Source organism: Actinoplanes sp. CA-252034, assembly GCF_050956125.1.
Lineage (GTDB): Bacteria > Actinomycetota > Actinomycetes > Mycobacteriales > Micromonosporaceae > Actinoplanes.
Map to the genome: position 1 here is coordinate 660,447 of NZ_CP191846.1, position 18,229 is coordinate 678,675.

General features: G+C 68.4%; 28 protein-coding genes and 1 riboswitch. Of the genes, 27 read left to right on the forward strand and 1 reads right to left on the reverse strand.

Annotated elements, in window-relative coordinates:
* Positions 1–21 precede the first annotated feature (21 nt).
* The 22 genes from rplN to truA all read left to right on the forward strand — a co-directional run bounded on the left by rplN (position 22) and on the right by truA (position 13,028).
* Entirely contained in the window at positions 22–390 is a 369-nt protein-coding gene (gene rplN, locus ACQPZW_RS03110) for a 50S ribosomal protein L14 (protein WP_093618755.1), read from the forward strand.
* On the forward strand, positions 387–707 hold the full coding sequence (gene rplX, locus ACQPZW_RS03115) for a 50S ribosomal protein L24 (protein WP_109598814.1): 321 nt from the start codon (positions 387–389) through the stop codon (positions 705–707). Before rplN ends, rplX begins: the two co-directional genes overlap by 4 nt.
* Positions 707–1,276 (forward strand): 50S ribosomal protein L5, encoded by a 570-nt coding sequence (gene rplE / locus ACQPZW_RS03120; protein WP_433793326.1) that lies wholly within the window; start codon positions 707–709, stop codon positions 1,274–1,276. Before rplX ends, rplE begins: the two co-directional genes overlap by 1 nt.
* Positions 1,277–1,278: 2 nt before the next feature.
* Complete coding sequence (locus ACQPZW_RS03125; protein WP_014440734.1) at positions 1,279–1,464, forward strand: type Z 30S ribosomal protein S14; 186 nt, start codon at positions 1,279–1,281, stop codon at positions 1,462–1,464.
* A gap of 116 nt (positions 1,465–1,580) precedes the next feature.
* A complete protein-coding gene (rpsH, locus tag ACQPZW_RS03130; protein ID WP_093618752.1) occupies positions 1,581–1,988 on the forward strand; it encodes a 30S ribosomal protein S8 in 408 nt (135 codons plus the stop codon).
* Positions 1,989–2,003: 15 nt separating this feature from the next.
* Positions 2,004–2,543, forward strand: a complete 540-nt coding sequence (gene rplF / locus ACQPZW_RS03135; RefSeq protein WP_433793327.1) for a 50S ribosomal protein L6 — start codon at positions 2,004–2,006, stop codon at positions 2,541–2,543.
* On the forward strand, positions 2,540–2,935 hold the full coding sequence (gene rplR / locus ACQPZW_RS03140) for a 50S ribosomal protein L18 (RefSeq protein ID WP_433793328.1): 396 nt from the start codon (positions 2,540–2,542) through the stop codon (positions 2,933–2,935). The genes rplF and rplR overlap by 4 nt, the downstream gene beginning before the upstream one ends.
* Positions 2,936–2,948: 13 nt before the next feature.
* Positions 2,949–3,572, forward strand: a complete 624-nt coding sequence (rpsE, locus tag ACQPZW_RS03145) for a 30S ribosomal protein S5 (protein WP_043531072.1) — start codon at positions 2,949–2,951, stop codon at positions 3,570–3,572.
* On the forward strand, positions 3,572–3,754 hold the full coding sequence (gene rpmD, locus ACQPZW_RS03150; protein WP_043531070.1) for a 50S ribosomal protein L30: 183 nt from the start codon (positions 3,572–3,574) through the stop codon (positions 3,752–3,754). Before rpsE ends, rpmD begins: the two co-directional genes overlap by 1 nt.
* The gene (gene rplO, locus ACQPZW_RS03155) at positions 3,755–4,204 is read left to right on the forward strand and encodes a 50S ribosomal protein L15 (RefSeq protein WP_433793329.1); all 450 of its coding nucleotides are present in this window, start codon (positions 3,755–3,757) and stop codon (positions 4,202–4,204) included.
* A gap of 464 nt (positions 4,205–4,668) precedes the next feature.
* Positions 4,669–6,009, forward strand: a complete 1,341-nt coding sequence (secY, locus tag ACQPZW_RS03160) for a preprotein translocase subunit SecY (RefSeq protein ID WP_433797405.1) — start codon at positions 4,669–4,671, stop codon at positions 6,007–6,009.
* A gap of 74 nt (positions 6,010–6,083) precedes the next feature.
* A complete protein-coding gene (locus tag ACQPZW_RS03165) occupies positions 6,084–6,737 on the forward strand; it encodes an adenylate kinase (protein ID WP_317788683.1) in 654 nt (217 codons plus the stop codon).
* Positions 6,738–6,823: 86 nt separating this feature from the next.
* A complete protein-coding gene (map, locus tag ACQPZW_RS03170; RefSeq protein WP_433793330.1) occupies positions 6,824–7,657 on the forward strand; it encodes a type I methionyl aminopeptidase in 834 nt (277 codons plus the stop codon).
* A gap of 34 nt (positions 7,658–7,691) precedes the next feature.
* Entirely contained in the window at positions 7,692–8,120 is a 429-nt protein-coding gene (locus tag ACQPZW_RS03175) for a DUF1707 SHOCT-like domain-containing protein (protein ID WP_433793331.1), read from the forward strand.
* A 240-nt stretch (positions 8,121–8,360) separates the two neighbouring features.
* The gene (infA, locus tag ACQPZW_RS03180; protein WP_018347787.1) at positions 8,361–8,582 is read left to right on the forward strand and encodes a translation initiation factor IF-1; all 222 of its coding nucleotides are present in this window, start codon (positions 8,361–8,363) and stop codon (positions 8,580–8,582) included.
* A 112-nt stretch (positions 8,583–8,694) separates the two neighbouring features.
* A complete protein-coding gene (gene rpmJ, locus ACQPZW_RS03185) occupies positions 8,695–8,811 on the forward strand; it encodes a 50S ribosomal protein L36 (RefSeq protein ID WP_014440745.1) in 117 nt (38 codons plus the stop codon).
* Positions 8,812–8,962: 151 nt separating this feature from the next.
* Positions 8,963–9,343, forward strand: coding sequence for a 30S ribosomal protein S13 (gene rpsM, locus ACQPZW_RS03190; RefSeq protein WP_433793332.1), 381 nt, complete (start codon positions 8,963–8,965; stop codon positions 9,341–9,343).
* 17 nt (positions 9,344–9,360) lie between these two features.
* Positions 9,361–9,768, forward strand: a complete 408-nt coding sequence (gene rpsK / locus ACQPZW_RS03195) for a 30S ribosomal protein S11 (protein WP_014440747.1) — start codon at positions 9,361–9,363, stop codon at positions 9,766–9,768.
* A 13-nt stretch (positions 9,769–9,781) separates the two neighbouring features.
* Positions 9,782–10,408, forward strand: a complete 627-nt coding sequence (rpsD, locus tag ACQPZW_RS03200; protein ID WP_433793333.1) for a 30S ribosomal protein S4 — start codon at positions 9,782–9,784, stop codon at positions 10,406–10,408.
* Positions 10,409–10,503: 95 nt separating this feature from the next.
* Positions 10,504–11,526: a DNA-directed RNA polymerase subunit alpha gene (locus tag ACQPZW_RS03205; protein WP_093618743.1), complete on the forward strand. Its 1,023-nt coding sequence runs from the start codon at positions 10,504–10,506 to the stop codon at positions 11,524–11,526.
* Between the two features lie 36 nt (positions 11,527–11,562).
* Positions 11,563–12,132: a 50S ribosomal protein L17 gene (rplQ, locus tag ACQPZW_RS03210; protein ID WP_433793334.1), complete on the forward strand. Its 570-nt coding sequence runs from the start codon at positions 11,563–11,565 to the stop codon at positions 12,130–12,132.
* An 80-nt stretch (positions 12,133–12,212) separates the two neighbouring features.
* Positions 12,213–13,028, forward strand: coding sequence for a tRNA pseudouridine(38-40) synthase TruA (gene truA, locus ACQPZW_RS03215; protein WP_433793335.1), 816 nt, complete (start codon positions 12,213–12,215; stop codon positions 13,026–13,028).
* 36 nt (positions 13,029–13,064) lie between these two features.
* Here truA and ACQPZW_RS03220 read toward each other — a convergent pair whose 3' ends face one another.
* Entirely contained in the window at positions 13,065–13,826 is a 762-nt protein-coding gene (locus tag ACQPZW_RS03220) for a hypothetical protein (RefSeq protein ID WP_433793336.1), read from the reverse strand.
* Positions 13,827–13,922: 96 nt separating this feature from the next.
* Between ACQPZW_RS03220 and ACQPZW_RS03225 the strand changes: the two genes are divergently transcribed.
* The 5 genes from ACQPZW_RS03225 to thiS all read left to right on the forward strand — a co-directional run bounded on the left by ACQPZW_RS03225 (position 13,923) and on the right by thiS (position 18,229).
* Complete coding sequence (locus ACQPZW_RS03225) at positions 13,923–14,540, forward strand: class I SAM-dependent methyltransferase (protein ID WP_433793337.1); 618 nt, start codon at positions 13,923–13,925, stop codon at positions 14,538–14,540.
* Positions 14,541–14,567: 27 nt separating this feature from the next.
* Entirely contained in the window at positions 14,568–16,214 is a 1,647-nt protein-coding gene (locus tag ACQPZW_RS03230; RefSeq protein ID WP_433793338.1) for an ABC-F family ATP-binding cassette domain-containing protein, read from the forward strand.
* 32 nt (positions 16,215–16,246) lie between these two features.
* A riboswitch (TPP riboswitch) is annotated at positions 16,247–16,357 on the forward strand.
* Positions 16,351–16,935 carry a thiamine phosphate synthase gene (locus ACQPZW_RS03235; protein ID WP_433793339.1) on the forward strand — a complete coding sequence of 195 codons (585 nt, stop codon included), beginning with the start codon at positions 16,351–16,353 and terminating at the stop codon, positions 16,933–16,935. Its footprint overlaps the riboswitch before it by 7 nt.
* Complete coding sequence (gene thiO, locus ACQPZW_RS03240) at positions 16,932–18,032, forward strand: glycine oxidase ThiO (RefSeq protein WP_433793340.1); 1,101 nt, start codon at positions 16,932–16,934, stop codon at positions 18,030–18,032. Before ACQPZW_RS03235 ends, thiO begins: the two co-directional genes overlap by 4 nt.
* Positions 18,029–18,229 carry a sulfur carrier protein ThiS gene (thiS, locus tag ACQPZW_RS03245; RefSeq protein ID WP_433793341.1) on the forward strand — a complete coding sequence of 67 codons (201 nt, stop codon included), beginning with the start codon at positions 18,029–18,031 and terminating at the stop codon, positions 18,227–18,229. The genes thiO and thiS overlap by 4 nt, the downstream gene beginning before the upstream one ends.

Genomic DNA, 18,229 nt, shown 5'->3' on the forward strand with positions numbered 1-18,229 from the left:
TGGCAGACATAGGAGACAGACGTGATCCAGCAGGAGTCGCGACTCCGCGTCGCCGACAACACGGGTGCCCGGGAGATCCTGTGCATCCGTGTGCTCGGCGGTTCCGGTCGCCGTTACGCGAGCATCGGCGACGTCATCGTGGCCACGGTCAAGGACGCCATCCCCGGTGCCGGTGTGAAGAAGGGTGACGTCGTCAAGGCGGTCGTCGTCCGCACCAGCAAGGAGCGGCGCCGCCCGGACGGCTCGTACATCCGTTTCGACGAGAACGCCGCCGTCATCATCAAGGACGGCGGGGACCCCCGCGGCACCCGCATCTTCGGCCCGGTCGGGCGCGAGCTGCGCGACAAGCGGTTCATGAAGATCATCAGCCTGGCGCCGGAGGTGCTCTGACCGTGAAGATCAAGAAGGGCGACACGGTCGTCGTCATCGCCGGTAAGGACAAGGGCGCCAAGGGTAAGGTCATCGCGGCCTACCCGACGCGGGACAAGGTCCTGGTCGAGGGCGTCAACCGGATCAAGAAGCACGAGCGCATCCGTACGAACCAGCGCGGTTCGAAGACCGGTGGCATCGTCACCCAGGAAGCCGCCATCCACATCTCGAACGTGCAGGTGCTGGACGGCGACGGCAAGCCGACTCGCATCGGTTACAAGATTGACGAGAACGGCAACAAGGTCCGGATCGCGCGCACGACCGGTAAGGAACTCTGATGACTGCCGCTACCGAAGCGAAGACGCTGCCGCGTCTCAAGCAGAAGTACCGCTCCGAGGTCGTGCCGGCCATCCAGGAGCAGTTCAAGTACGGCAACCCGATGCAGACGCCCGGTCTTGTCAAGATCGTCGTCAACATGGGTGTCGGCGAGGCTGCCCGTGATGCCAAGCTGATCGACGGCGCGGTCCGTGACCTGACCACCATCACCGGTCAGAAGCCGCTGATTCGCCGGGCGACCAAGTCGATCGCGCAGTTCAAGCTGCGTGAGGGCATGCCGATCGGCGCGAAGGTCACCCTCCGGGGCGACCGGATGTGGGAGTTCCTGGACCGGTTGCTGTCCATCTCGCTGCCGCGTATCCGCGACTTCCGCGGCCTCGACGGTCGGAAGCTGGACGGCCACGGCAACTACACGTTCGGTCTGACCGAGCAGTCGGTGTTCCACGAGATCGACCAGGACAAGATCGATCGGCCGCGGGGCATGGACATCACCGTGGTCACCACCGCGTCGACCGACGACGAGGGCCGGGCGCTGCTCAAGCTCCTGGGCTTCCCGTTCAAGGAGAACTGAGCATGGCTAAGAAGGCGCTGATCATCAAGGCGGCCGCGAAGCCGAAGTTCGCCGTGCGTGCCTACACCCGCTGCCAGAAGTGTGGGCGTCCGCACTCGGTCTACCGCAAGTTCGGCCTGTGCCGCGTTTGCGTGCGGGACATGGCCCACCGCGGTGAGCTCCCCGGCGTGTCCAAGGCCTCCTGGTAACTTTCCGCCCCGGCCCGCCCTCGCGGCGGGCCACCCGGCGGACCCGAATGTAATGCCGCTTCGCCGTAGGCCTGAGTCCACTCGGGAACCCCGGCGAGAAAGGTTGACGAATACCCATGACGATGACGGACCCGATCGCAGACATGCTCACGCGTCTGCGCAACGCCAACCAGGCGTACCACGACAAGGTGACGATGCCCTACTCGAAGATCAAGGCGAACATCGCCGAGGTCCTCAAGGCTGAGGGTTACATCGCCGCGTGGACGTCTGAGGAGCCCGAGGAGGGCGCGGTCGGCAAGCGTCTGGTCGTTGAGCTCAAGTACGGCCAGAACCGCGAGCGCAGCCTCGCCGGCATCAAGCGCGTCTCGAAGCCCGGCCTGCGGGTTTACGCCAAGTCCGACGAGCTGCCCCGTGTGCTCGGTGGTCTCGGTGTCGCGATCATTTCGACGTCCCAGGGACTGCTGACCGACAAGCAGGCCCGCAAGCGGAGCGTTGGCGGGGAAGTCCTCGCCTTCGTCTGGTAACTGGAGACTTAGAAAATGTCGCGAATCGGACGTAAGTCGATCCCGGTCCCGGCCGGCGTCGATGTCACCATCTCGGGCCAGACCGTCAAGGTCAAGGGCCCCAAGGGCGAGCTCTCGCACACCGTCGCCGAGCCGATCACGGTCTCGCAGGACGCTGGCGAGCTGAGCGTCAACCGGCCCAACGACGAGCGCAAGGCCAAGGAACTGCACGGCCTCTCGCGTACCCTGGTCGCCAACATGATCGTCGGCGTCACCGAGGGCTACAAGAAGGTGCTGGAGATCAACGGCACCGGTTACCGCGTCACGGCCAAGGGCAAGGACCTGGAGTTCGCTCTGGGCTTCTCGCACCCGGTCCTCGTGGTTCCCCCGGCCGGCATCACCTTCTCGGTCGAGAAGCCGACCCAGTTCACTGTCACCGGTATCGACAAGCAGCTGGTGGGTGAGGTCTCCGCGAACATTCGCAAGATCCGCCCGCCGGAGCCCTACAAGGGCAAGGGTGTCAAGTACCAGGGTGAGGTCATCCGCCGCAAGGCTGGAAAGGCAGGTAAGAAGTGACCGCCACGCTGCTCAAGCGCCGCAACGGCGGCGGGGTTGCCGCCAAGCGTGCCGTCGGCAAGGCGCGTCGGCACTTCCGGGTCCGCAAGAACGTCCGTGGTACGGCCGAGCGTCCCCGCCTGGTCGTCACCCGGTCCGCGCGGCACATCACCGCGCAGATCATCGACGACCTCAAGGGCCACACGCTGGCTTCGGCCTCCACGCTCGACGCCTCGATCCGGGGCAACGAGGGCGACAAGACCGCGCTGTCCGGCAAGGTCGGTTCGCTGCTCGCCGAGCGGGCCAAGGCCGCGGGGATTTCCAAGGTCGTCTTCGACCGCGGTGGCAACAAGTACGCGGGGCGGATCGCCGCTCTGGCGGACGCCGCTCGCGAAGCCGGACTCGAGTTCTAGGAGGAATTGACCAATGCCTGGTCAGCAGCGCCGAGGCGGCGGGTCCGGCGGTAACACCGAGGGTGGCAACCGCAGGGACAACCGTCGCGAGGGCGGCCGCGGCAACGCGCCCGTCGAGAAGACCCCGCACCTGGAGCGGGTCGTCGCGATCAACCGTGTCGCGAAGGTCGTCAAGGGTGGTCGTCGCTTCAGCTTCACCGCCCTGGTGATCGTCGGCGACGGTGACGGCACCGTCGGTATCGGCTACGGAAAGGCCAAGGAGGTGCCCGCGGCGATTGCCAAGGGCGTCGAGGAGGCCAAGAAGCACTTCTTCAAGGTTCCGCGGATCGGTGCGACCATTCCGCACCCGATCACCGGTGAGGCTGCCGCGGGTGTCGTCCTGCTCAAGCCGGCTTCCGCTGGTACCGGCGTCATCGCCGGTGGCCCGGTGCGCGCCGTGCTCGAGTGCGCGGGCATCCACGACATCCTGTCGAAGAGCCTCGGCTCGTCGAACCCGATCAACATCGTGCACGCGACCGTGGCCGCTCTGAAGGGCCTCGAGTCGCCGGAGGCCGTCGCCAAGCGTCGCGGCCTGCCGGTCGAGGACGTGGCGCCGGCAGCCATGCTGGCAGCGCGTGCGGAAGCGGCGGTGCACTGATGGCACGCTTGAAGGTCACCCAGATCCGGTCCGGGATCGGCCGTAAGCAGAACCAGCGGGACTCCCTGCGGTCGCTCGGCCTGAAGCGGATCAACGATGTGGTGGTCAAGGAGGACCGCCCCGAGATTCGGGGCATGATCTTCGCGGTGAACCACCTCGTCACTGTCGAGGAGGTCGAGTAAATGGCGATCAAGGTTCACCACCTGCGTCCGGCGCCCGGTGCGAAGACCGCCAAGACCCGCGTGGGTCGTGGTGAGGGTTCCAAGGGCAAGACCGCCGGTCGCGGCACCAAGGGCACGGGTGCCCGTAAGAACACCCCGGCGTCGTTCGAGGGTGGGCAGATGCCCATCCACATGCGCCTGCCGAAGGTCAAGGGTCTGGGCAACCGGCCCCGTAACAAGGTCGTCTTCCAGGTCGTCAACCTGGACCGGCTCGCCGAGCTGTTCCCCAACGGCGGCTCGATCGGCCCGGCGGAGCTGGTTCAGGCCGGCGCCGTCCGCAAGGGCCAGCCGGTCAAGGTGCTGGGCTCCGGCGAGCTGGGCGGCGTCGCGCTGACCATCTCGGCGCACGCGTTCAGCGAGTCGGCCAAGGAGAAGATCGCTGCTGCCGGTGGCTCCGTCACCGAGCTGTAAGGCGTGAAGCGGTAGGAGGCCGCGGTTCCGGGACACCCCGGGGCCGCGGCCTCCTCCGTTGTGGAGGTGGGCGTAAACGGCCCTGTGCGGGGCGTGAGGCCCCGATTGCGCTTCGGGTGCTCATCGGTGCGGAAACGGCACCAAAGTGCCGTGACGGCCGCCTCAGGGCTTCGATGCGCCCGAATCGCCGCGACACAGTGGTTGTCCTCGATGGAAGCGGGCTGTGATCCGGCCTGTGACGTAGGGTGGGACAGGCACTTCGATGGACGCGCAAGTAACCGGTTCAGCCACGAAGCGGGACACTTGTGTTGTACTGGGACATCGGCCCAGACGATGCCGCTGGTTGCGCTCTCGGCCTTGCTGATACAGTGCTCCGCTGGCGGCCTCTATGGCTGTCCAATGATGTGTGCCCGAAGTTCCGGGATACCGCAACCCAGAGTGTGGCGACCACGCAGGAGGATCAGTTGTTGTCCGCCTTCACGAGTGCGCTTCGGACGCCTGACCTGCGGAAGAAGCTGCTCTTTACGGTAGCGATCGTAGGGATCTACCGTCTCGGTGCCACATTGCCCAGTCCGGGTGTCTCATACGCCAATGTGCGGGCGTGCCTCAAAATCACCGAGGCAGCCAACAACGATCTGCTGAACCTGCTGAACCTCTTCTCCGGCGGCGCGCTGCTCCAGCTCTCCGTCTTCGCGCTGGGCATCATGCCGTACATCACGGCGTCGATCATCCTTCAGCTGCTCACCGTGGTCATCCCGCGTCTCGAGCAGCTGCGCAAGGAGGGCCAGTCCGGCCAGGCGAAGATCACGCAGTACACCCGGTACCTGACGCTCGGCCTCGCGGTTCTGCAGGCGTCGGCGTTCGTCGCCCTCGCGCGGACCGGTCAGCTGTTCAACGGCCTGTGCGACCAGAACGACCCGACCTACCAGATCATCCCCGAGAGCACCGGCATCCCGATGTGGCTCACGCTGAGCGTCCTCGTGATGACGATGACCGCCGGCACCGGTGTGGTCATGTGGCTCGGCGAGCTCATCACCGACCGCGGCGTCGGCAACGGCATGTCCGTCCTGATCTTCACCTCGATCGCGGCCCGCCTCCCCGGCGAGGGCTGGAGCATCAAGGAGTCGAGCGGCACCGGCAAGTTCATGCTCGTGATCGGCCTGGTCCTGGTCATCATCGCGCTGGTGGTCTTCATCGAGCAGGCGCAGCGCCGGATCCCGGTGCAGTACGCGAAGCGCATGATCGGCCGGCGGATGTACGGCGGTACCTCGACCTACATCCCGCTGAAGGTCAACCAGGCGGGTGTCGTCCCGGTCATCTTCGCCTCGTCGCTGCTCTACCTGCCGCAGCTGTACCTGCAGTTCTTCGACAAGAACACCCTCAAGCCGTACCAGGTCTGGATTCAGAACAACCTGGCCGACCCGGTCAACCCGCTGTACATCGGCGTGATGTTCCTGCTGATCATCTTCTTCACGTACTTCTACGTGTCGATCACGTTCAACCCGACCGAGGTCGCGGAGAACATGAAGAAGTACGGTGGGTTCGTTCCGGGTATCCGCCCGGGCAAGCCGACCGCCGATTACCTGGACTTCATCCTCAGCCGGATCACCCTGCCGGGTGCCCTGTACCTTGGCTTGATCTCGGTTCTGCCGAACTTCTTCTTCATCTGGCTCAATCAGTCGCAGTACCAGAACTTCCCGTTCGGTGGTACGGCAGTGCTGATCATGGTGGGTGTGGGTCTGGAGACGGTGAAGCAGATCGAGAGCCAACTCATGCAGCGGAACTACGAAGGGTTCCTCCGGTAGTGGGGACGCGGGGCCGGGGGGCTCTGGCGTCGACGGTAGGCGTGGTTCTTCCTGACCGAAGCGAGGCGATGTAGGTGCGGCTGGTACTGGTGGGCCCTCCGGGGGCCGGCAAGGGGACCCAGGCTGAGTTCATCGCCGCCCATCTCGCTGTACCGAAGATCTCGACCGGGGACATCTTCCGGGCGAACGTGTCGCAGGGGACGCCGTTGGGCGTCGAGGCCAAGCGCTACATGGACGCCGGGCAGCTGGTCCCGGACGAGGTCACCATCAACATGGTCCGGGACCGGCTCGCCGAGCCGGACGCGGGTGACGGCTTCCTGCTGGACGGCTTCCCGCGTACCGTGCCGCAGGCCTCGGCCCTGGACAAGCTCCTGGCCGACCTGGGCACCGCTCTCGACCTGGTGATGGAGCTCGTGGTCGACGACGACGAGGTCATCCGGCGGCTGTCCGGCCGCCGGACCTGTCGTGGTTGCGGAAAGATCTGGCACGTCGAGTTCGACCCGACGAGCAAGGAGAACATCTGCGACCGCTGCGGCAGCGAGCTGTTCCAGCGCGACGACGACAAGGCCGAGACGATCGGCAACCGCCTCGTCGAGTACGCGGACAAGACCGCGCCCCTGGTCGACTTCTACGGCGCTCAGGGCAAGCTGGTGGGGATCGACGCCACCGGGCCGGTCGAGGACGTCACCGTTCGCGCGATCGACGCTCTGCGGTCGTACGGCGGCTGACACCGCACCACGGATAGACCGACGCCGCCCCGGGTAGATCCCGGGGCGGCGGCATTGTTGAGACCGAGAGAGTTAGGCTCACCGCCATGCGCCGCCAAGAGCTGAACATTCAGCTGAAGACTCCCGAGCAGATCGAGTTGATGCGGGCGGCCGGCCTGGTCGTCGCGGCGGCCCTGGACGCGATGCGCGAGGCGGTCGCCCCGGGTGTGTCCACCGCCGATCTCGACGCGATCGCCGAGAAGGTGATCCGGGACGCGGGCGCGGTCCCGTCGTTCAAGGGCTACCACGGCTTTCCGGCGTCGATCTGTGCCTCGGTCAACGAGCAGGTGGTGCACGGCATCCCGAGCGCCGGCCAGGTGCTGCACGAGGGCGACCTGATCTCTCTGGACTGCGGCGCCGTCCTGAACGGCTGGCACGGCGACTCGGCGATCACCGTCGGCGTGGGCGAGACGGACCCGGCACTGCTGAAGATGGCCGAGGTCGCCGAGGACGCGATGTGGGCCGGGATCGCGGCGGCCGCGCGGGGCATCCTCAATGGTCGTGGCAAGCAGACCGACATCTCGTTCAACATCGAGCGGTCGGTCCGCAAAGCCGGGCGGTACGGGATCGTCGACGGCTACGGCGGTCACGGCATCGGCACGGAGATGCACCAGGACCCGCACATCCTCAACCACGGCAAGCCGGGCCGCGGGATCAAGCTGCAGCCGGGTCTGGCGCTGGCCATCGAGCCGATGATCACGATGGGCTCGCCGCGGACCGTGGAGCTGGACGACGGGTGGACCGTGGTGACCCGGGACAACTCGATCGCTGCGCACGTCGAGCACACCATGGCGCTGCTGGAGGACGGGGTGTGGGTGACCACCGCGCCGGACGGTGGCCGGGCCCGGCTGGGCGATCTGGTGACCGCTCGCCAGCCGTAGTCATCGATGGCGTGGCCCTGCCATGCTGTCACGCATGGCGCACGAGGGGATGCGGGCCGGCGACGGTGACCGCCAGAGGGTTGCGGACCAGTTGCGGGAGGCGCTGGACCAGGGCCGTCTGGATCTGAGCGAGTACGACGAGCGCGTCCAGCAGGCGTATGCGGCGAAGACCTACGGCGAGCTGGAGGGCCTGCTCGCCGACCTGCCCGGCACGGTCCCGGTGGAGAAGGCCCGCATCGAGCCGCACCGGCCGGCCGCGGCGCCGGGGCAGCCGGTGAAGGGCGACCCGTCGAAGCCGGCTCTCCCGGGCATCCTGGGGGTGTTCCTGGTGTGTGTGGTGGTGTGGGCGATGAGTGGCCTCGGCTCGGGGGAGTGGCCCTACTTCTGGCCGGGCTGGGTTCTGATCCCGGTCGTCTTCGCTCTTCTGGCACACTTCAGGGACCGTGGCAAACGAGGTCACTGAGGCGGATATGGTCGAGGTGTCCGTCGGCGAACACGCCCGACAGCGGGTTACGGAACCCTCGGTTTGGCGTCGCTGTTACGGGAGCGTAGACTGGCTCGCTGGCGCGTAGCGTCCACTCCTTCGTGTCCTCAAGCGCTTCGAGGACCGGTGGAGCCGCGGCTGGTTCGGGCCCCATCGTGGGGTTCGGATGTGACGTTGCGCAAGCCTGCCCCAAGAACCCGATGTCAGGTAGCGGAGGACATGCCAAAGAAAGACGGAGCCATCGAGATCGAAGGCCGTGTGATCGAGCCACTGCCGAACGCTATGTTCCGCGTTGAGCTCGCCAATGGTCACAGGGTCCTGGCACACATCTCCGGGAAGATGCGCCAGCACTACATCCGCATCCTTCCCGAGGACAGGGTCGTCGTCGAGTTGTCGCCGTACGACCTGACCCGTGGGCGCATCGTCTACCGCTACAAGTGAGCCTGGCTCGAGACGGGGAAGGGCTTCCGGGCCCCGGTCCAGCTCGAGAACGGCTCCTTTCGGGTCCGCGGGGAATCACCACATCCCGTCTGACTGAGAGTTAAGGCAAACCGTGAAGGTCAAGCCGAGCGTCAAGCGGATCTGCAACAACTGCCGGGTCATCCGGCGGCACGGCCGGGTCATGGTCATCTGCTCGACCGACCCGCGCCACAAGCAGCGCCAGGGCTGAGCTCAGCGCAAGGATCCGCACCACTGAACAAGCTCGTCCCGGCCGTGGGTGACCACGGCTGCACCCCCGGTCGGAGGCCGGGGCCCGCCCGAACAGGCGGGATGGGACGGGCACAGACCTCCGAGATCACGAACGAGGAGTACCGCCAGTAATGGCTCGTCTCGTCGGCGTCGATCTCCCCCGCGAGAAGCGGTTGGAGATCGCGCTCACTTACATCTTCGGTATCGGGCGTACCCGTGCCGTGGAGACACTGACTGCTACCGCTATTGACCTGAACAAGCGTGCCAAGGACTTGACGGAAGAGGAGCTGGTCCAGCTCCGGGACTACATCGAGTCCAACTTCAAGGTTGAGGGCGACCTGCGCCGCGAGGTCGCTGCGGACATCCGCCGCAAGGTTGAGATCGGCTGCTACGCCGGCATCCGCCACCGCAAGGGCCTTCCCGTGCGTGGACAGCGGACCCGGACCAACGCTCGTACCCGCAAGGGTCCGAAGCGGACGGTCGCCGGTAAGAAGAAGCCCGGTCGGAAGTAATAGGAGCGCACTGACTTATGCCACCGAAGGCACGCGCAGGGGCCGCAGTAAAGAAGGTCCGGCGCAAGGAACGCAAGAACGTCGCCCACGGGCAGGCGCACATCAAGAGCACCTTCAACAACACCATCGTGTCGATCACCGACCCGACCGGTGCGGTCATCTCCTGGGCCTCTTCCGGCCAGGTGGGCTTCAAGGGCTCCCGCAAGTCGACCCCGTTCGCCGCGCAGCTCGCTGCCGAGGCGGCCGCCCGTCGTGCCATGGAGCACGGCATGCGCAAGGTCGACGTTTTCGTCAAGGGTCCGGGCTCCGGCCGGGAGACCGCCATCCGTTCGCTGCAGGCCGCCGGCCTCGAGGTCGGTCAGATCTCCGACGTCACGCCGCAGCCGCACAACGGTTGCCGTCCGCCGAAGCGCCGCCGGGTCTGAGGGAGATCTAGAGATGGCTCGTTACACAGGTGCGGACTGCAAGCGCTGCCGCCGCGAGAAGATGAAGCTGTTCCTCAAGGGCAGCAAGTGCGATGGGCCGAAGTGCCCGTTCGAGTCGCGTCCCTTCCCGCCCGGCCAGCACGGCCGTGGTCGGACCAAGGAGACCGAGTACCTGCTCCAGCACCGCGAGAAGCAGAAGGCCCGTCGCGTGTACGGCGTGCTCGAGAAGCAGTTCCGCGGTTACTACGAGGAGGCTGTCACCAAGCCCGGCAAGACCGGTGAGGTGCTGCTGCAGATCCTCGAGTCGCGTCTCGACAACGTCGTCTACCGGGCCGGCTACGCCGCGTCCCGTGACGCCGCCCGCCAGCTGGTCAAGCACGGCCACTTCCTGGTGAACGGCATCAAGGTCGACATCCCGTCGTACCGCGTCCGGGACAAGGACATCGTCACGCTCCGGGAGAAGTCGAAGGAGCTCACGCCCTTCGTCGTCGCCCAGGCGCAGGCCGGCTCCAAGCCGGTCCCGGCGTGGCTGGAGCCGATCCCCAGCGAGATGAAGATCCTGATCCACTCGCTCCCGGCCCGCGCTGTCATCGACACGCAGGTCCAGGAGCAGCTGATCGTCGAGCTCTACTCCAAGTAGCAGCTCTTTCGAGGTGCCGGCCTTCGGGCCGGCACCTCGAAGCAGAACAGAGACGGCCATCAAATAGTGGGTGGCCCGACAGAAAGAAGAACAGCGTGCTCATCAGCCAGCGGCCGACCCTCTCGGAGGAGTCGCTCAGCGAGACCCGTTCCCGGTTCACCATCGAACCGCTGGAGCCGGGCTTCGGCTACACCCTCGGTAACTCCCTCCGTCGGACCCTGCTGTCGTCCATCCCGGGCGCGGCGGTCACCAGCATCAAGATCGACGGCGTGCTGCACGAGTTCACCACGATCCCCGGTGTCAAGGAGGACGTGGTCGAGCTGGTCATGAACGTCAAGGAACTGACCGTCAGCTCCGAGCACGACGAGCCGGTCAGCATGTACCTGCGCAAGCAGGGCCCGGGCGACGTGACCGCCGGGGACATCCAGCCGCCGGCCGGTGTCTCGGTGCACAACCCCGATCTGAAGCTGGCGACCCTGAACAGCAAGGGTCGGCTGGACATGGAGCTGACCGTCGAGCGCGGTCGTGGCTACGTCACCGCGGCGCAGAACAAGAACGCCGGCGCCGAGATCGGCCGCATCCCGGTCGACTCGATCTACTCGCCGGTGCTCAAGGTCACTTACCGCGTCGAGGCGACCCGTGTCGAGCAGCGCACCGACTTCGACCGCCTGATCATCGACGTCGAGTCGAAGGCGTCGATCTCTCCCCGGACCGCGCTGGCCTCGGCCGGCTCGACCCTCGTGGAGCTCTTCGGCCTCTGCCGTGAGCTCGACGAGACCGCCGAGGGCATCGACATCGGCCCGTCGCCGCAGGACGCGCAGCTCGCTGCCGACCTGGCCCTGCCGATCGAGGAGCTGGACCTCACCGTTCGGTCGTACAACTGCCTCAAGCGCGAGGGCATCAACAGCGTGGGCGAGTTGATAGGGCGTACGGAGGCTGACCTTCTGGACATCCGGAACTTCGGCCAGAAGTCGATCGACGAGGTCAAGATGAAGCTCGCCGGGATGGGCCTGGGCCTGAAGGACAGCGCGCCGTCCTTCGACCCCGCGCACGTGGTCGACTCGTTCGGCGACGTGGACTACGACACCGACGACTACCGCGAGACCGAGCAGCTCTAAGAGCTCGGCTGCGCCCCATTTCAAGGAGCAATTGAAATGCCCACGCCCACCAAGGGTGCCCGCCTCGGCGGCAGCCCGGCCCACGAGAAGCTCATCCTGGCCAACCTGGCCACCGAGCTCTTCCGGCACGGGAAGATCAAGACCACCGAGTCGAAGGCCAAGCGGCTGCGCCCGCTGGCCGAGCAGCTCGTCACGAAGGCCAAGCGCGGCGACCTGCACGCCCGTCGCCGGGTGCTGGCCACCGTGAAGGACAAGGACGTCGTGTACGCCCTGTTCGAGCAGATCGCTCCGCGGTACGCCAACCGCCCCGGTGGGTACACCCGGATCACCAAGATCGGCCCGCGCAAGGGTGACGCCGCTCCGATGGCCGTCATCGAGCTGGTCGAGGAGCTGCAGGTCGCGGCCACCACCGGCCCGTCCAAGGAGGCCCGCAAGGCCGCCGCGCAGCAGGCCAAGGTCGAGGCGCTCGCCCCCGAGGACGACGCCCCGGTCGCCGCCGCCAAGGCCGACGACGTCCAGGACGACCAGGACGCCGAGGCGCCGGTGAGCGCTTCCGGGGACAAGCCCGGCGACAAGGCCGAGGGCGAGGACACCGACAAGGCCTGATCCACACGGATCAGATCCACATCGGGCGAGGCCCGGCATCCTTCGGGGTGCCGGGCCTCGGCTGTCTCTGGGGAGAGAGCATGACGGACACCATTCGGCTTCGCCTGGACGTGTCGTACGACGGCGCGGACTTCTCCGGCTGGGCGGCTCAGCCGGGGCGCCGTACCGTCGCGGGGGTCCTGATCGAGGGTTTCGCCCGCCTGATCGGGGCCGAGACGCCGCTCGGGTTGACCGTCGCCGGCCGCACCGATGCCGGGGTGCACGCCACCGGCCAGGTCTGCCACGTCGATCTGCCCGTCGAGCGCTGGGCCGAGCTGGAGGGCTCACTGCTGCGCCGGCTCGCCGCGGTGCTGCCGGCGGACGCGCGAGTGCGTGCGGTGGCGCCCGTGCCGGACACGTTCGACGCCCGGTTCTCGGCGACGTTCCGGCGTTACGAGTACCGGGTCTCGGACGCGCCCTGGGGGCCGGAGCCGCTGCGCCGGCACGACACCCTGGGCTGGATGCGGCCGCTCGACCTGGACCGCCTCAACGCCGCCGCGGCCGGGCTGCTGGGTGAGCACGACTTCGCGGCGTTCTGCAGGCGCAAGGAGCACGCCACCACGATCCGGGCGATCAACCGGCTGGACTGGCGGCGTGACCCCGACGGGGTGTGTGTGGCGACCGTACAGGCCGACGCGTTCTGTCAGGCCATGGTGCGGAGCCTGGTCGGGGCGATGCTCACCGTCGGTGACGGGCGGCGGGCCCCGGAGTGGCCGGCCAAGCTCCTCACTCTGCGCGAGCGGTCCAGCGAGGTGATGGTCGCCGCGGCGCACGGGCTCACCCTGGTCGCGGTCGGCTATCCGGACGAGACCGGGTACGCGGCCCGCGCCGAGGCCACCCGCCGCCTGCGCGCCTGAAGTCCCCGTGTGGCCGCGGTGACGACCACACGGGGATCACGACGCCCGACGGATCAGGACGGTGTCGTGGAGGTGCGTGTCGAGGATGTCGTGGGTCAGCTGCCGGACCTGCGGGGCGTCCGCGGGGATCAGCTCGCCCGACGGGCCGGTGATCACGCAGTACATGACGAAGTGGCCGCGGGTGCGCCACAGGATTGGGGTGCCCGGGCCGGTCATCGCGCCGGACATCCCGGTGAAGCTGCCGTCGCCCGTCTCGACCAGGTAGCGGACCTGGTCGCTGACGGCCATCGCGCTTGTCGCGTCGGGCAGGTTCAGCAGGCCTGCGGTGATGCGGTAGTCGGCGTACGGGACGGTGAGAGCGGCCCGGACCGCCTGCGAGCACCCGTACCGCTGAAGGGTCGTGGCCAGGGCGCCGCCGGCCGCGAGGGAACAGTCGGCGGTGAGGGACGTCTCCGTCACGCCGAAGGCGGTGATGCCGGTGGGGAAGACCTCGTCCGCGCTGAGCGGCGCCGGATCCACCGCCCGGGTCGCGATCCGCTCGTCGACCTCGGCCCAGGCGAGCTGTGCCGACGGGCGGCGATCGTCGGCGACGATGAGGACACCCAGCATCACGACGATGCCGAGCACGATCAGGCCGGCCAGGCCACGGGTGAACAGATGGGTGGTCAGTGGCTCGCGCCGCAGGTGGCGCCGGGACCGGCGACGATGCTGGCCCCGGGCGGAGAATCGGATCGGCAGGGACAGACCGCCCGCCGGCGCGGCGCGATGGGCGGAGCGCGACGGGGTGGCGTACCGCATGGGCCTCAAGCTAGGCGCGCACGCTGATCGATTGACGCACACCGTGTCCGCCACCCCGGCGAGGTGCTCGTCACCCCGCGGCGAGACACTTGACGGGTGACCGCCGACCACTACTTCACCGCCGATCCCGACGCGCCGCTGCGGCGTGGCGAGATCGAGTTCACCGTCGCCGGCCGGGACTACCGGCTGGCCGTCGCCTCCGGGGTCTTCTCGGCCGGCCGTCTCGACCCAGGCACCGCCGTGCTGCTGCGCAAGGCCGGTCTGCCCGACGGCCGGGCCGAGGGCACCTTCCTGGACCTCGGCTGCGGGTACGGGCCGATCGCCTGCGTGCTGGCCAGTGAGGCGCCGCGGGTCACGGTCTACGCGGTCGACGTCAACTCGCGGGCCCGTGACCTGGCCGTGGAGAATGCCGAGCGGCTCTCCCTCGGCGAGCGGGTCCTGGTGCGGGCGCCCGACGAGGTGCCCGACGACGTGACGTTCACGGAGATCTGGAGCAACCCGCCCACCCACATCGGCAAGGCCGGGCTGCACGCCCTGCTGGAGCGCTGGCTGCCCCGGCTCGCCCCCGGCGGCACGGCCTGGCTGGTGATCAACCGCCACCTCGGCGGCGACTCGCTGCACACCTGGCTGACCGGGCTCGGCTGGACCGTCGAGAGAACGGCCAGCCAGAAGGGGTTCCGGGTCCTGCGGGTCACCGGAAATTCGGCTGACTGAACGCGCGCTGACAGGGAGGATGCCGCCATGGGTTACGTGGATGTCGCCGGCGCCGGATTCGTGCTCCCGGATGGTCGAGAGCTGTTCTCCGACGTGTCGTTCCGGGTCGGCGAGGGCGCCAAGGTGGCGCTCGTCGGTCCCAACGGAGCGGGCAAGACCACGCTCATGCGCATGGTGGCGGGTGACATACCGACCCAGTCCGGGACCATCGCGCGTTCCGGTGGGCTCGGAGTGATGCGCCAGTTCATCGGCATGATCGGCGACGACCGTACCCTCGAGGATCTTGCTCTGTCGCTCGTCTCACCCGCCCTGCGCGAGGCCGGCGCGCGGTTGGGGGCGGCGGCCGCGGCGCTCGGCGAGACCGAGAAGTCCCAGATCGCGTACGCCAACGCGCTCTCCCACTGGGGTGAGGTCGGTGGATATGACGCCGAGGTGCTCTTCGACACGGTGACCGTCTCGATTCTCGGCAAGCCGTGGGAGGAGGCTCGTTCGCGCATCGTGCGGACGCTCTCCGGCGGCGAGCAGAAACGGTTCGCCCTCGATCTGCTGCTGCGTGGCAACGACGAGGTGCTGCTGCTCGACGAGCCGGACAACTTCCTCGACGTCCCGGCCAAACGCTGGCTGGAGCAACGGATGCGCGAGTCGAACAAGTCGATCCTCTACGTCTCGCACGACCGGGAGCTGCTGGCCGAGACCGCGAGCCGGGTCGTCGCCGTCGAGGGTGGCAGCGCGTGGACCCATCCGGGTGGGTTCGCCTCCTGGCACGAGGCCCGGATGAACCGGCACGAGCGCATGGAGGAGCTGCGCCGCCGCTGGGACGAGGAGCACGAGAAGATCAAGGAACTGGTCTTCATGCTCAAGAACAAGGCCGCCTACAACGACGGGCTGGCCTCCCGATATCAGGCCGCGCAGACCCGGCTCCGCAAGTTCGAGGAGGCCGGCCCGCCGCCACTGCCGCCGAAGGACCAGGCGGTGAAGATGAACCTGCGCGGCGGCCGCACCGGCAAACGCGCCGTCATGTGTGAGCAGCTCGAGCTGGAGAACCTGACGTTCCCGTTCGACCTGGAGATCTGGTATGGGGACCGGGTCGCCGTGCTCGGCGCGAACGGCACCGGCAAGTCGCACTTCCTGCGCCTGCTCGCGGCCGGCGGCACCGACCCCGACCTGGAGCACAAGCCGGTCGACGGGGCGCCCCTCGCGAAGGTCTCGCACGACGGCAAGGCCCGGCTTGGGGCGCGGGTCCGGCCCGGCCACTTCTCGCAGACCCACGACCGGCCGGAGCTGGTGGAGAAGACCCTGGTCGAGGTCCTGTGGCGCGGCGACGAGCACCGGTCCGGACTGGACCGGGCCGGGGCCATGAAGCACCTCAACCGGTACGAGTTGGCAGCCCAGGGTGACCAGCGGTTCGGGACCCTCTCCGGTGGACAGCAGGCGCGATTCCTGGTGCTGCTCCTCGAACTGTCCGGGGCGACCGTGCTGCTGCTCGACGAGCCGACCGACAACCTCGACCTCGCCTCGGCGGAAGCGCTGGAGGAGGGGCTCAAGGCCTTCGACGGCACGGTGATCGCTGTCACGCACGACCGCTGGTTCACCAGGTCTTTCGATCGCTTCGTGCTGTTCAGGAGCGACGGCGAGGTGGTGGAGGTCCCGGAGCCGGTCTGGGACGTCCGCTAGTTTTCTCGTCACGGACCGGTTATGGTCCGGTTACGACAACCCACGGGAGTCCGGGCACCGGGCTGAGAGGGGGGCTGATGCGGCCCCCGACCGTCGAACCTGATCCGGGTAATGCCGGCGCAGGGAGGAGTGCTTCATGGGCACATCGTTTCCCCGTATCCACGTCATAACCGATGACATCGACGTCGTTCGCGGTGTCGCGGGACTTCCCGACGTGGCGGTCCAGATCAGAGTCAAGAGCAACGACGCTTCGGCGTACGCGCTGACCTGCGCCGCCATCGCGGTGTGCCGGCCGGTCGGCACGATCGTGCTGGTCAACGACCGGGTCGGGGTCGCGCTCGCGGCCGGGGCGGACGGCGTGCACCTCGGGGCCGACGACCTGCCGGTGCACGCCGGACGCCGTGTCCTCGGGCCGGCCGCGATCATCGGCGCCACCTGCCGTGATCCGGACGCCGCCCGGGCCGCCGTCGAGGCCGGAGCCGGCTATCTCGGCGTCGGGCCGGCCTATCCCACGTCCACGAAGGACGGGCTGCCACCACCACTCGGACCGGCCGCGATCGCGGCCGTCGCCGACGCGGTGCCGGGCATCCCGGTTCTGGCGATCGGTGGTATCACCGCGGAACGGGTGCCGCAGCTCGCGGTGCACGGGATCGCGGCGGTCTCCGCCTTCGCGGCGGATCCGAAGGGAGCGGTCGCGGAGTTCCTGGCGGTACTCCCATGAGCCGCGATCCCGGCGCCTCCACGCCGTGCCGTGTGGCCGTCGTCGGGGGCGGCATCATCGGTCTCGCCATCGCCGCCGAACTGCTGTGCCGTGGGGCCGACGTCACGGTCCACGATCCGGCGCCGGCGGGGACGGACGGGGCGTGGCATGTCGCGGCCGGGATGCTCGCACCCGGTGGGGAGTCGGCGTTCGAGTATCCGCATCTCACCCGGCTTCTCGAAGCGGGGCACGAGCTGTGGCCCCGGTTCGTCGCCGGGCTCGGGGACGTCGGTTACGACCGGGCCGGGACGCTTTCGCTGGCTCTCACCGCGGACGACGTGGCAGAGGCGGCGCGGGAGTGGAAGCACCAGAGACTGACGCCGCTGACCGGCTCCCAGGTGCGCGATCTCGAGCCGGCGATCTCGCCCCGGGTCCGGGCCGGGGCCTTCGCCGCGGCTGAGCATCAGGTCGATCCGCGCAGGATCGTCGCCGCCCTGCGGGACCGGTTGAGAGGCCGGATCGTCCCGCGCCGCATAGCGGACCTCTCCGAACTGGACGCCGGTGGCACGCCGGCGGCGACGAGCACGGTGGCGGGCCGAGCCGGCGGAGGGTTCGACGTGATCGTCGTGGCCGCCGGGCACCACACCGGCGCACTCACCGGGCTGCCGATCCGGCCCGTCAAAGGCCAGGTCCTCCGCCTGCGCGGCGATCCCGGTCTGCTCGAGCACGTGATCGACGGCGCGGCCGACGGGCGGCACGTCTACCTGGTCCCGCGCGCCGACGGTGAGGTCGTCGTCGGCGCCACCCAGGAGGAGCGCGCCGACCGGGCGCCGACCGCCGGCGGGGTGCACGACCTGCTGCGCGCCGCCCTCGACCTGGTGCCCGGCCTGGCCGAGCACGAGCTCACCGAGGTCGCCGTCGGGCACCGGCCGGGCACCCCGGACAACGCGCCGATCCTGGGGTTCCTCGACGACGACCGCCGGATCGTGGTGGCGGCCGGCCACTTCCGCAACGGCATCCTGCTCACCCCGATCACCGCACGACTCGTCGCCGACCTGGTGCTCACCGGCTCGGCGGATCCGATTCTCGACGCGTTCGCACCCGGGAGGTTCCGATGAAGCTGACGATCAACGGCCAGACCCAGAGCAGGCCCGGCACCTGCTCGGTCGCGACCCTGGTCGCCGAGATCATCGCCGCCCAGCGTGGGGTGGCGGTCGCGGTCAACGGCACCGTGGTGCCCCGGTCGACCTGGTCCGAAGTGGATCTGGCGGACGGCGACCGGATCGAGGTCCTCACCGCCGCGCAGGGAGGTTGA